Source organism: Brevundimonas sp. (genome assembly GCF_016463485.1).
Classification (GTDB): Bacteria; Pseudomonadota; Alphaproteobacteria; order Caulobacterales; family Caulobacteraceae; genus Brevundimonas.
The window spans coordinates 1-12,760 of the sequence record NZ_JAEMRD010000099.1 but is presented as its reverse complement, the minus strand read 5'-3'; the positions used below and the strand labels follow the sequence as shown (position 1 = coordinate 12,760).

The 12,760-nt window shown below is 66.6% G+C and carries 9 protein-coding genes and 1 pseudogene; 6 read left to right on the top strand and 4 right to left on the bottom strand.

Annotated features, from left to right (window positions below; all coding sequences use genetic code 11):
* The 4 genes and pseudogenes from JHC99_RS13230 to rplQ form a co-directional block, all read left to right on the top strand.
* Positions 1-89: pseudogene (locus JHC99_RS13230) on the top strand (30S ribosomal protein S13); the annotation flags it as partial.
* Positions 90-98: 9 nt separating this feature from the next.
* Positions 99-488, top strand: coding sequence for a 30S ribosomal protein S11 (rpsK, locus tag JHC99_RS13225; protein WP_292154852.1), 390 nt, complete (start codon positions 99-101; stop codon positions 486-488).
* A gap of 94 nt (positions 489-582) precedes the next feature.
* On the top strand, positions 583-1,602 hold the full coding sequence (locus tag JHC99_RS13220) for a DNA-directed RNA polymerase subunit alpha (RefSeq protein WP_292154850.1): 1,020 nt from the start codon (positions 583-585) through the stop codon (positions 1,600-1,602).
* A 107-nt stretch (positions 1,603-1,709) separates the two neighbouring features.
* Positions 1,710-2,126: a 50S ribosomal protein L17 gene (rplQ, locus tag JHC99_RS13215; protein WP_292154849.1), complete on the top strand. Its 417-nt coding sequence runs from the start codon at positions 1,710-1,712 to the stop codon at positions 2,124-2,126.
* 333 nt (positions 2,127-2,459) lie between these two features.
* On the opposite strand, the gene JHC99_RS13210 is transcribed toward rplQ, so the two are convergent.
* From JHC99_RS13210 to JHC99_RS13200, 3 genes are read right to left on the bottom strand one after another with little or no spacing between them, the layout of a single operon-like run.
* Entirely contained in the window at positions 2,460-3,326 is an 867-nt protein-coding gene (locus tag JHC99_RS13210; protein WP_292154848.1) for a hypothetical protein, read from the bottom strand.
* Positions 3,326-4,261 (bottom strand): ABC transporter ATP-binding protein, encoded by a 936-nt coding sequence (locus JHC99_RS13205; protein ID WP_292154847.1) that lies wholly within the window; start codon positions 4,259-4,261, stop codon positions 3,326-3,328. Before JHC99_RS13205 ends, JHC99_RS13210 begins: the two co-directional genes overlap by 1 nt.
* Positions 4,262-4,308: 47 nt before the next feature.
* A complete protein-coding gene (locus tag JHC99_RS13200) occupies positions 4,309-4,710 on the bottom strand; it encodes a VOC family protein (protein ID WP_292154846.1) in 402 nt (133 codons plus the stop codon).
* Between the two features lie 122 nt (positions 4,711-4,832).
* Here JHC99_RS13200 and JHC99_RS13195 point away from each other — a divergent pair, with 122 nt between their 5' ends.
* Positions 4,833-6,101: an ectonucleotide pyrophosphatase/phosphodiesterase gene (locus JHC99_RS13195; protein WP_292154845.1), complete on the top strand. Its 1,269-nt coding sequence runs from the start codon at positions 4,833-4,835 to the stop codon at positions 6,099-6,101.
* Between the two features lie 420 nt (positions 6,102-6,521).
* The gene (locus tag JHC99_RS13190; RefSeq protein WP_292154844.1) at positions 6,522-8,759 is read left to right on the top strand and encodes a M10 family metallopeptidase C-terminal domain-containing protein; all 2,238 of its coding nucleotides are present in this window, start codon (positions 6,522-6,524) and stop codon (positions 8,757-8,759) included.
* A gap of 149 nt (positions 8,760-8,908) precedes the next feature.
* Here the strand turns inward: JHC99_RS13190 and JHC99_RS13185 are convergent, their stop codons facing one another.
* Positions 8,909-12,241 carry a TonB-dependent receptor gene (locus JHC99_RS13185; protein ID WP_292154842.1) on the bottom strand — a complete coding sequence of 1,111 codons (3,333 nt, stop codon included), beginning with the start codon at positions 12,239-12,241 and terminating at the stop codon, positions 8,909-8,911.
* Between the last annotated feature and the right edge of the window lie 519 nt (positions 12,242-12,760).

Below are 12,760 nucleotides of genomic sequence, written 5' to 3'. Positions count from 1 at the left end.
AGGGCCTGCCGGTCCGCGGCCAGCGCACGCACACCAACGCCCGCACCCGCAAGGGTCCCGCCAAGCCGATCGCCGGCAAGAAGAAGTAAGACAGACACATGGCCAAGGAACCGGGTCGCGTAAAGAAGCGCGAGCGCAAGAACATCACCTCGGGCGTCGCCCACGTGAATGCGTCTTTCAACAACACCATGATCACGATCACCGATGCCCAGGGCAACGCGATCTCGTGGTCGTCGTCGGGCCACATGGGCTTCAAGGGTTCGCGCAAGTCGACCCCTTACGCCGCCCAGATGGCCGCCGAAGACGCCGGCAAGAAGGCCCAGGAACACGGCGTCAAGACGCTGGAAGTCAACGTCTCGGGTCCCGGTTCCGGTCGTGAGTCGGCGCTCCGCGCCCTCCAGTCGGTCGGCCTGACCATCACCACCATCCGCGACGTCACCCCGATGCCGCACAACGGTTGCCGTCCGCCCAAGCGCCGCCGCGTCTAAGCGAACACCGCCTCCGCCGACCCTATTCTCCGCCGGCCCTGGACGCACCTGACGAGGTAGCGAGGGGCCGGCGAACTCCATTCGAGGGACACCCATGATCGAACGAAACTGGCAAGAACTGATTCGTCCCGAGAAGCCGCAAATCGAGCTCGGCTCCGACGCCCAGCGCAAGGCGCGCCTGGTGGCCGAGCCCCTCGAACGCGGCTTTGGCGTGACGCTCGGCAACGCCCTGCGCCGCGTGCTCCTGTCGTCGCTGCAAGGCGCCGCCGTGACCGCGATCCAGATCGATGGCGTCGTGCACGAATTCTCGTCGCTGGAAGGCGTTCGCGAAGACGTCGTCGACATCGTGCTGAACATCAAGCAACTGGCGCTGCGCATGCACGCCGAGGGCCCCAAGCGCATGACCCTGCGCGCCACGGGCCCCGGGCCTGTGACCGCCGGCCAGATCGACGTCCCCGCGGACATCGAGGTGCTGAACCCGAACCACGTCATCTGCACCCTGGATGACGGCGCTTCGATCCGCATGGAACTGACCGTCCAGAACGGCAAGGGCTATGTCGCTTCGGAGTTCAACCGTCCGGAAGACGCGCCGATCGGCCTGATCGCCGTCGACGCCCTGTATTCGCCGGTCAAGCGCGTCGCCTATCGCGTCGAGCCGACCCGTCAGGGCCAGTCGCTGGACTATGACAAGCTGGTACTGGAAGTCGAAACCAACGGCGCCGTGAGCCCTGTGGACGCCGTGGCCTATGCCTCGCGCATCCTGCAGGACCAGCTGCAGATCTTCATCACCTTCGACGAGCCCAAGAAGGCGGTCGAGGCGGCCGACGGCAAGCCTGACCTGCCGTTCAACCCGGCCCTGCTGAAGAAGGTCGACGAGCTGGAACTGTCGGTCCGTTCGGCCAACTGCCTGAAGAACGACAACATCGTCTACATCGGCGACCTGATCCAGAAGACCGAGGGCGAAATGCTTCGCACCCCGAACTTCGGCCGCAAGTCGCTGAACGAGATCAAGGAAGTTCTGACCACCATGGGTCTGTCGCTGGGCATGGATGTGCCCAACTGGCCGCCCGAAAACATCGAAGACCTGGCCAAGAAGTTCGACGACCAGATCTAGTTTCAACCCTCCGCCCAAGACCCTTTCCGGGTCGCGGAGCGGTTAGAAGGACAAGGCCCAGGCCCGCGTCGGTATGCGGGAACCAGGACTGAGTAGGAGAGACCCCGATGCGCCACGGCGCCGCCTATCGCAAGCTGGGACGTACCAGCGCACACCGGACCGCCATGTTCGCCAACATGGCTGCGTCGCTGATCAAGCACGAGCAGATCACGACGACCCTGCCCAAGGCCAAGGAGCTTCGCCCCTTCGTCGAAAAGCTGGTCACGCTCGGCAAGAAGGGCGACCTGCACGCCCGTCGTCAGGCCATCAGCCACGTCCGTGACGTGACCCAGGTCGGCAAGCTGTTCGAAACGATCGGCCCGCGCTACGCCGAACGCAACGGCGGCTATATCCGCATCATGAAGGCCGGCTTCCGCCACGGCGACAACGCCCCGATGGCCGTCATCGAGTTCGTCGACCGCGATGTCGACGCCAAGGGCCTCGACTCGGGCCCGGTCTATACGGCCGACGCCGACGAAGAATAGGATTCGGCCGCAAGGCTGGACATCGAAAGGGCGGCCCGATCAATCGGGCCGCCCTTTTCTCGTTAGGGCGCTAACGCTCGGCTCGCGGAGCCTCGCTGCTTGAGCGCGTTTCGGGCTGGCCGCTGCGTGCAGGTCTCATCCCTGTCGCGTAGCGAGGGGGAGGTGGCACGGCGCTCCTTCAGCGCCGTGACGGAGGGCGGGGCGGTCGGGTCTGTCCGGTCATGCATCTGCCAGCCCCGATTCCGAGAAACGCGTCGCCCCCTCCGTCTCGTCGGCCAAGCGGCCTCCGATCCACCTCCCCCGCGCTTCGCGGCAGGGAGGAGATGCGGTGCCCTACTCCTTCGACAGATCCTGGACGCGGAACCAGGCGATGGCACCGGCGAGGGGGGTGAGGGTCCAGAGGGCGAGGCTGGTGAGGGCCTTCACGACTAGGGCGTTGGCGGCGGGGTTCTCTCCGCCCTGCTGGATCGCGGCCTTCAGTGACTCGAACGCCAGGCCCGGCAGGATCAGGTGGGGGAGCCAGTCCTGGGGGTTCCAGCCGAGCAGGGCCAGCCCGGGGCCGCCGAACAGGGACTGGGCGAAGCCGACGACCCAGGGCACGAACAGGGCGGCCAGCAGGGACCGGGTCAGGGTGGCGGTCAGCAGGGCGAGCATGGCGTACTGGACGATCCGGACCCAGGACAGCAGCCACAGCAGCAGGAACTGGCCGACGCCCGCGCCATCCATGTCGAAGCCCAGAGGTCGGGCGAAGACCACGGCCTGGGACACCGTGTTGAGGACGCTGGCGATCAGGAAGGCGATCATGCCGGCCAGGGCCAGCAGCTTGAACACCGCCACCTTGCCGAGGATCAGGTTGGTGCGGCTGTTGCGGGCGCTGATCAGCCGCCAGGTCTCCCAGCGGTAGTCGCCGGCGTACAGGGTCGCCGCCCCGATCAGCATGAAGACCAGTATGGCCCCGTTGGCCCCCATGCCGGCACCGGTCATCAGGCCCTCGGCGATATTCACGGGCTCCTGGCCCATGCGCTCGGCGATGCCCGGCGGAAGCTCGGGAACCTTGGCCTTTGTGATGATGTGATAGGCGATGCCGCCGAAGAAGTAGAGGACCGGCACGAACAGCACGCTCCAGAACACGGTCATCCGGTTCCGGGTCAGGCGGTAGGCCTCGGAGAAGACGGCGTCGAACAGCAGGGTCGGGTTCATCAGATCGCCTCCGCCTGGATGGCTTCGGGCGTCTGAACGCTGCCGGTCTCGGTCATGAATACGCTTTCCAGATCGGCACCGACCCAGCGGGCCTCGTCGATGTCGACGCCCTGTTCGATCAGGGCGCGGAGCAGGGCGGGGCCCTCGGCACGGGGGATGGCGGCGAGGACGGCGGAGCCTTCCAGCGTCCCCTTGTCGCCGAGCACGCCCATGACCTGTGCCAGGGGGGTGGCGGACAGGCGCAGGCGTTCGCCGCCGGCGGTCAGGTCCTTGACCAGGCCCTCGCGGACCAGGGCACCCTTGTTCATGATGGCGACGCGGTCGCACACCCGCTGGACCTCGAGCAACTGGTGGCTGGCGAGGACGACGGTGATGCCGTCCTTGTCGGCCAGGGACCGGATCAGGGCGCGCATCTCCTGGATGCCGGGGGGGTCCATGCCGCTGGTCGGTTCATCGAGGATGACCAGTTCCGGCTCGGTGATCAGGGCGATGGCGACGCCGAGACGTTGAAGCATCCCCACCGAGAAGCCCCGCACCTTGCGGTCGGCGGCGGCGGTCAGGCCGACGCGGTCCAGCCAGCCGGCGACGCGGGCGGGATCGGCCTTCAGCCCGTGCGCCGTGGACAGCCAGACCAGCACCTGACGCGCCGTCAGATAGGGCGGGAAGCGGGGCGTCTCGATCATCGAGCCCATGCGGCGGCTGGCGGCGACATCGCCACCTCCGCCCATGTGGACGGTCCCGCCCATGACCAGGGCCTCGCCCTCGGTCGGCTTGATCAGGCCCAGCAGGATGCGGAACAGGGTGGACTTGCCCGCCCCGTTGGGTCCGAGGACGCCATAAACCCCGCCGCGCGGGATGGTCAGGCTGAGCCCGTCGAGGGCGCGGACCGGGCCATAGGTCTTGGTCAGGTTGCGGGTCTGGATCACATCGCTCATGGCGCGAGAGTGGCGCGACCGGGGCGGCGGGGCAAGCCGCCTGCGGATTAAGGTTCTGCAACGTCTGCGAAGGGTGGGCGCGGGGTCGGCATGCCAAAGGCGATCAGGTCGCCGTCGGGGGCCAGGACGATCAACTCACGCTGGCCATAGGCCTTGTCTGCCGGGCCGTGGACGTCGCCGGGCGGCAGCCGGTCGAGGCGCGGCTTCAGCTCGGCGTAGAGCGCGTCCACGTCACGGACGTCGATGTAGTAGCGGAAGGTTCGCTCGGCCGGCCCGTGACGCGGACAGTCCCGCTCCAGCAGGCGGAAGGCCGCGCCTTCGCGACGGATGTAGGCATAGCCGGCCTCGCGGTAGGGGATCTGGAAGCCCAGGACATCGACGAAGAAGGCCAGGGCGGCGTCGATGTCGTCCACATGCATGAAGGGGGTAGCCTGAAGGATGTTCGACATGCGCGGGCCCCCTGCGCGGAAAACCTATCATCGCGGATAGCGGCCCGTCGATGGTCGCGGATGTCGTCGTGACGGCGTCGCGGAAGGGGGCTAGGCATGGCGGCGGTTTCCGGGAGACGACCATGGCGTTGAGACTGATCCTGATCCTGCTGGCCCTGACGGTGTCGGGGTGTGCGAGCTGGCCGGCCAGGTTCGGGGGAGGCGGCAAGGTCGAGCGACCCATCGTGGTGCTGGTCTCGATCGACGGGTTCCGGGCCGACTATATCGCGCGGGGCGCGACGCCGACCCTGTCGCGGTGGGCGAGAGAGGGTGCCTCCGGGCCGATGCAGCCGTCGTTCCCGACCAAGACCTTTCCCAACCACTATACGCTGGTGACGGGTCTTCGGCCCGACCACCACGGGATCGTCAACAACACCATGGTGGACCCCACCATCCCTGGCGTGACCTTCAGCCTGAGGAACGCCGAGGCGGTGACGGACCGGCGCTGGTGGGACGACGGGGAGCCGATCTGGGTGACGGCCGAGAAGGCCGGGCTGACCTCGGCGGCCATGTTCTGGCCGGGGTCGGAGGCAGACGTGCGGGGGGTGAGGCCCAGCCTGTACGCGAAGTTCGACCAGGCCATGCCGGGGGACGCGCGGGTGGACCAGCTGCTGGCCTGGATGGACCTGCCCGTACGCGAGGAGGCGGGGGACGGTGGGCCCGGGACGGATCGGCCGGACATCGCGACCCTGTATTTCGACATCGTGGACACGGCAGGACACGAGCACGGGCCGGATGCGCCCGCGGTGGCGACGGCCCTGGCCTCGGTCGATCAGTCGCTGGCGCGGCTGGAGGCGGGGTTGAGAAGGCGGGGGCTGTGGCGACGGGTCGTGGTCATCGTGGTGTCGGACCACGGGATGGCCCCGACCTCGCCGGAGCGGGTGGCGCGGCTGGGGCCGCTGGCGTCGTCGGCGGAGGCGGCCTTCGTCCAGTACGGCGGCGCGATCGCCTCGATCGAGCCGCTGCCCGGTCACGAGGCCGAGGTCGCGGCCGAGGTGACGGGGCCGCACGAGCACATGACCTGCTGGAAGAAGGCCGAGATTCCGGCGCGGTTCGCCTTCGGAACGCACCGGCGGGTGCCCAGCCTGTTCTGCGTCGCCGAGCCCGGCTGGGCCATCCTGAAGGCCGACCAGACCTTCCGGGGGGAGGGCGGCGGGGACCACGGATACGACAATGCAGCGCCGGAGATGCAGGCCATCTTCGTGGCCCATGGGCCGGGGGTGCGGCGGGGCGCCCGGATCGAGGGGCTGCAGAACGTGGACGTTCACGGGCTGATGGGCCGGCTTCTGGGGATCGCGGTCCCGGCGGATGACGGCGATCCGGCGAGGGCGGCGGGGGTTTTGAGGGACTGAAGCCGGGCATAGCCGAGAAAAGCAGGGTCTGAATGGTCTGAACCGTCTGAAAATGTAAGGCTATCGTTACATTTGAGGGTGTCCGGACTCAAAATTAGAGTCCGAGGAGTCCGAGGAGTCCGAGGAGTCCGGACTCCCTTCGATTTCGGCGGGCAGGGCGGGTTGTCAAAGACCGAGGCGAAGCGGCATCCTACCACGGCGGCGAGAGGCGCCAGGTTCAAGGCCTCGAGATTTCCGCAATCCCTTGCGCGGCAAGGGATTGGTGCGCCGAGGTTTGATTACCGGGTCTGATCGCGACTGTGCCCCCTATCCCGCCGGAAGGGGATCCAAGAGACCGAAGCTGGACAGGGATGGACGGACCAGCCCGGCGTCGGGATATAGATCGACAGGACTTCTTGGCGAGGCGAACAAGCGATGCCGGTGAGCACGATCCAACTTCGCGACAGCGATCATTTCGTCACCTATACGAACGCGCAAGGCAGCGTGGTCACCGCGCCGCGCGATCTGGTCCTCAGCACCTATGCCCCCACGACGCCCGGACGGTATCCGGTGATCGTCTACAGCCACGGGCACGGCGGCAGCGGGACGGCCGGGTCCGGGTCGGGGATCACGGCCCAGGCCCTGGCCGATCTGGGCTATATCGTCATCGCCCCGACCCACCTGGACTCGAACGCGGTCTATCCCGCCACGATCACCCAGCAGTTCGGCCTGTTCAATCCGGTTTCCAGCCTGCACCGAACCGCCGACGTCCAGTTCGCCCTGGACCAGGTCGCCACCCTGGTCGCCGCCCTGCCGGGCTATTCGGCCGACGCCGCCCGGCCGGTGGTGGTGGGTCATAGCCACGGAGCCTTTACCGCGGCCCTGATCGTCGGAGCCCAGTCCGAACTGCATGCGGCGGGTCTGGCCCCCAACAACCCGTACGGCATGACGAGCATCGCCGATCCGCGCTTCGCGGCCGCGATCCTGTTGTCGCCACAGGGGGACGAAACCCCGTGGGGTGGATTGTCGCCGACATCCTGGGACACAATCCGGGTTCCGCTGCTGGTGGTGACCGGAACCCAGGACGAGGAGCTGGGTCTGGCCGGCTGGCAGGGTCGACTGGACCCCTTTGGCGAGAGCGGTGTCGCAGGTGCCGCCGTCGTCTATCGCGACGCAACCCACGCCGATATCGGCGGCAATACCACAATCCCCGGCATGACTGCGTCGATCGCGCGGTTTGCAGACCGGTTTCTGGACGGATTCCTGGGGGGAGACGCAGCGGCGCTGGCGGCGTTTTCCACGGCGGCGAGCCTGATGAGTCTGGAGCAGCGCCTGGCCCAGGCCTTTAGCCGGCCGGTCGTCGGATCGACCGGTACGGGGGTGATCGACGGCGGTGCCGGAGCCGACATCCTGGAGGGGTTGGCCACAGCCGACCGGATCACCGGCGGTGGCGGTGCGGACACCCTGAGCGGTGGGGCCGGGGCGGATGTGTTCCGTTATCTGGCGACCTCGGATTCGACTGCATCGATCCAGGACACGATCACAGACTTCCAGACGGGTTCGGACCGGATCGACCTGACGGCGCTGAACCCGACGTCGATCAGCATCGCGCGACTGACCGGCGGCAGCGCCGTTTTTGCCCAGACCCCGGGCGGAGCCTTCCAGGTGTTCGTGCAGGGTTCGCCGTTGAACGCGACGGACATCGCCTATTCAGGAGGTTTCGGCGTCTATGTGATCGGGTCGGACAGCCCCGACGTCATCCTGGGCGGAGACAGGCCCGATCCCTTGGTCGGCAACGGCGGTGACGACGTCATCATCGGCGGCGCGGGTGCCGACGCCATCTCGGGCGGGGCCGGACGGGATGTGTTCCGCTATGTCGCCTGGGGCGATTCCAACCAGACGACCGGATACGATAATCTGTACGACTTCACCTGGGGTCAGGACAGGATCGACCTGACGCAGTTGAACGCGACCTCGATCAGCATCCTGAGATCCGACAACGGGTCCAGCTTCGTCTATGCGGAAACGGCGCAGGGCGTGTTCCTGACCACGGCTGCGGGTCTGGCAGTGCAGGGGTCCGATCTCATCTATGGGCCCAATGGGGTCGGTGGATTCGGCATCTTCATGCTCGGCTCGAATTTCGGCGACGGCCTGACCGGCACGAGCCAGGCCGACTCGATCGTGGGGGGAGCCGGTAACGACAACATCACAGGGGGCCGCGGTGCCGACGTCCTGTTCGGGAACGAAGGCGTAGACCTGTTCAACTATGAGTTCGCCTCGGATTCGACGGCTTCGGCAGCCGACACCATCTTCGACTTCGTATCGGGCGTGGATACGATCGGTCTGTCGCGGATCCGTACCGGGACAGCGGACAGCTTCGGCATCGCCTATCTGTCGGGTGGGTCGTATCTGTTCGTGGACCTGGGCGGGAACGGCACGAACGACATGGTGATCGGCCTGGCCAACACCACGCTGAGGGCCTCGGACATTATCTGGGGGACCGCGGCGATCGGCGAGGAGCCGGGGGCCAAGGCGGCCGGGCCCGAGGTGCTGCCCGTCGGGGACGGGGGCGATCTGTTCGATGGCGAGATGTCGTTCGAACTGTCGCCGATGACGGGGAGGTGGATGCTGGACCTGGAAGGCGCACGCGGGTTCCACGGCCAGGACTGGTTTCTGTAGCGACACGCCGACGACGATACGGACGCGAGGTCAAAGCCGCCCGGCGTCCCGGGCAAAACGCAAAACGGCGGCCCGAGGGGGGCAATCCCCGGGCCGCCGTCATTTTATCCGGCGTCTCTCCAAACGCCGGAATCTGCATCAGGTCGGGGCTACCAGACCTTGTAGTTCAGGCCGACGAAGAAGCGGCGGCCGTAGGGGTCGAAGTTGGAATACAGGGTCGTGCCCAGGAAGGGCGCCTGTTCAGCGTCAAAGGCATTGACCACGCCGGCGCGCACCGACAGGTCGTCCATCACGTTCCAGCGCACGGTGAAGTCGTTCCGCACGAAGTTGCCGGTGTCCAGCTCGTCCTGCTGACGCGAGTCAGCATTGAAGATGAAGTCACGGGCGTAGACCACGTTCTGGGCAGACTGCCAGTCGGCGGTCCAGTTGACGCTCCAGGTGTCGTTCGGCGTCCAGGTCAGCGACGAGGTGAAGCGGACACGCGGGTAGAAGGGCGTGCCGGCCAGTTCGTCATAGTCCGAAGGGTCCGACTCGTTCAGGTACTGCTGCTGGGTGATCAGCCACAGGCCGCCGATCGAATAGTCGAAGCGACCGAAGTTGCGGCCGAACATTTCTTCGCTGTCGAGGCTGTAGCGGGCGGTGAAGTCCAGGCCGCGCGTCTTGAGCGAGGCGTAGTTGAACGACCGCTGGATGAAGCCGCCCACCGGGTCGCCCGCGGGGGCACCGACGCCGAACGGGATATTCGGATTGTTGCGGAAGATGGTCGAGCAGGCGTCGGTATTCAGTGTCGGGCCGTTGACGCAGTTGGCCGCCGCCGTATCGGCCGAGACCGAGGCGATCACGTCGTCGATGGTGATCTCGTAGTAGTCGAGCACCAGGCTGAAGTTGGGGATGAAGCGCGGACGCAGCACCGTCGAGAAGGTGAAGCTGTCCGATTCCTCGGGTCGCAGGTTGGGGTTGCCGCCGCTGACGCCCGAGATGCCCGAGGTGTAGTTCGGGCGGAAGTCGTCGAGGTTGGTCGCCGTGGAGCCCGCGAAGTCGAAGGTGCGTCCCTGGGCGGCGGCCAGCGCCGTACAGTTGGTGATCCGGTTCTGGCGGGTCGCGGCGTCCGACACGGCCGCGATGTTGGCGGTGGTGCAGGGGTCGACGATGCCGTTGGCGAAGGTCTGGCTGTTGGGGGCGAAATTCTCGGCCAGGTCGGGGACGCGGATCGAGGTGTTGTAGCTGGTCTTGAAGGTGATGTCCTGGATCGGACGGTAGATCAGGTTGACGCCGTAGACGTCCGAGCCACCGACGGTCGAATAGTCGGCGTAGCGGTAAGAGCCGCTGAGCTCGGCGTATTCACCCAGGAAGCTGTCGCGGAACAGCGGGATGGACAGTTCGGCGAAGACTTCCTGGCTGTCGTAGCTGACTTCCGGGAAATCCGGGCCGGTGTTGAGGAACAGCAGGCGGCCGTCGGTGTCACGGTCGCGGCCGGTCGCCTCGGTGGTTTCCTTGCGGTATTCGCCGCCGAGCGCCACGCCGATCGGGCCCGCGCCCCAGAAGTCCCACAGGCTGCCCGAGATCGAGCCGATGGCCTGGTGCTGTTCGTTGCGCTCGGTGACGCCGACCGAGGCGTCGATGTAGTCCAGCGCCGCCTGGCTCTGGTTGCCCTTGCCGAAGACGTTCAGCGGGGCGCACGAGGCGATGGAGTCGCGACCGTAGGCGCTGTCGCGCAGGTCGCCGCCGCGCTGGTAGTCAACCAGGTTGCCGTTGGCGACGTTCTGCTTGGACAGGAGTTGGGCGCGGCAGACGATCTGGCCCGGCGTGCCGTTGACGATGCCGGCGGTGTCGATGACCGCATCGGCCGCCAGGGCGAAACGCTGGCCGTCGACCCCGCGTTCGCGGTTCTCGACCTCGACCTGACCATAGGTGTAGCCCAGGTCGACGCTGATATCCTTGACGAAGGCGAACTGGTCGAACTCACCGCGGACGCCGGCGACGTAGCGTTGCAGGACGCGGCTGTTGTCCTGGGTGCGGTCAGGGCCGAACATCGAGTGACGCGCGTTCTGGACGATGAAGGCGGTCCCGGGCGCGCCCGGTGCGGTCGCCGTCGGGGCACCGTACGGGATCACCGAGTTGGTACGGATGGCGTCCTTGACGATCTGCGGCAGGAAGGCGTTGTCGGTCCAGCGCAGGTCGAAATTGTTGACCGCATAGATCGGGTTGGCTTCGTTGGAGCCGTAGGAGTTGACCAGATCGATGTCGAAGAAGGTCGGCTGGGCCAGGTCGAAGGTGTCTTCGGTGACGTACTTGGCCTCGGCATAGGCAGTGATGGCGTCGGTCAGCTTGAAGGTGCCGCCGACCTGATAGCGCTGCGATTCCGATGAGGGGACGCGCGAGCCGGTCGAGAACTCGGCCGGGTTCTCGCCGTCGCCGCCGAGGTTGAAGGGGCGGTTGGCACCCGTTTCGCCGACACGCTGGCCGAAATCGGCGAGGCGGGCGGTCGTGCCGTCATACCAGAAGGTCTTGCCCGGGGTGACGCCGAAGCAGTTGGCGGCGTAGCTGAAGTTGCCGGGGCTGTTGCCGCCGGGGAAGCAGTTCTCGAACGGGACGTTGGGGTTGGTCAGGTCGCTGGGACGCTGGACGTTGGCCAGGGTGGTCTGGCCCCACCGGGGACGGTCGATGCGGTTGACGCCGGTGAACAGGCGGGCGTCCAGGTTGGCGTCGTCGGGGCGGTTGGTCGGGTCGGCGTCGATGCCGATGCGGACGGGGGCGCGACGCAGCCAGTCGATGTCGAGCGAGGTGACCTCATCGACCTTTTCGTACTCGGCGTGGGCGTAGAGGTTCAGGCGGTCGTCGAAGAAATTCTTGCCGATCAGGGCCGAGATGCGGCGGTTGGCCTGGCCGTCCTCGTTGATCATGCCGTAGCTGGCGTCGACCTCGAGACCCTCGAAATCCTTGCGCAGGATGAAGTTGAGCACGCCCGAGACGGCGTCGGCGCCATAGACCGAGGCGGCACCGCCGGTGACGATCTCGATGTTCTCGATCAGCAGGCGCGGGATGGTGTCGATGTCGACCGACAGCTGGCCACCGCTGGAACCGACGTGACGACGCCCGTCGACCAGGGTCAGGGTCCGGTTGGAGCCCAGCGAGCGCAGGTTCGGCAGCGACAGGCCGCCGTCACCCAGGCCCGAGCCCGTGGTGTCGGACGGCACCACCGAGTTCGACAGGGCCGGGATGGTGGCCAGATAGTCGATCACGGTCGACTGGCCGGTGGTCAGCAGCTGGTCCTGAGAGACCTGGATCAAGGGGGTAGGGGAGTTGGTCGCGTCGCGACGGATGCGCGAACCGGTGACGACGATCTCGCCCAGTTCCTGGTCCTGGGCATCGGCGGCGACGGGGGCGGTGGAGACGGGTTCGGACGTCTGGGCGAAGGCCGGTGCCGCGAAGGACGCAAGCGCAGCCGTAAGGATGGTCGAGGCAAGAAGGTGTGAGCGCATAACAACCGTTTCTGAAAAATACAGTCCAGCTTGTCCGCGTCGATGACGCAGAGATGCCGATTTGCGGACACAAAGATTTCAGTTCAGAGACAGGTCAAGCGTTGCCATGAGCGATTATCAAAAGATTTCATGGTTACTTCAGAAAGCGTGATTTCGCCGTCATATCGACGGGGAAAAGACCGCGTTGCTGAATATTTCATCGTTACACGGGGAACAAGGAGTCGATCCGGGTGTTTTTGTGGTCGTTTGTCCGGGCTGAGCCCAAAGCCAGAGTTCGCGGTGGACGGCACCGCCAATGCTCGGGTCGTCACCTCGCGTGAGGGTCGCGACAGCGCGGCCGTGATCGGATAAGGCGGCGATCCCATGTCGATCCTGCACCCCAAGAAACGCCGCGCCGCCATCGCCTTCATTTTCGTGACGGCGGTGCTGGACATCCTGGCCATGGGGCTGGTGATCCCGGTGCTGCCGGCGCTGATCGAGGAATTCGCGGGGTCGGGGGCTTCGGCGGGGATCTGGAAC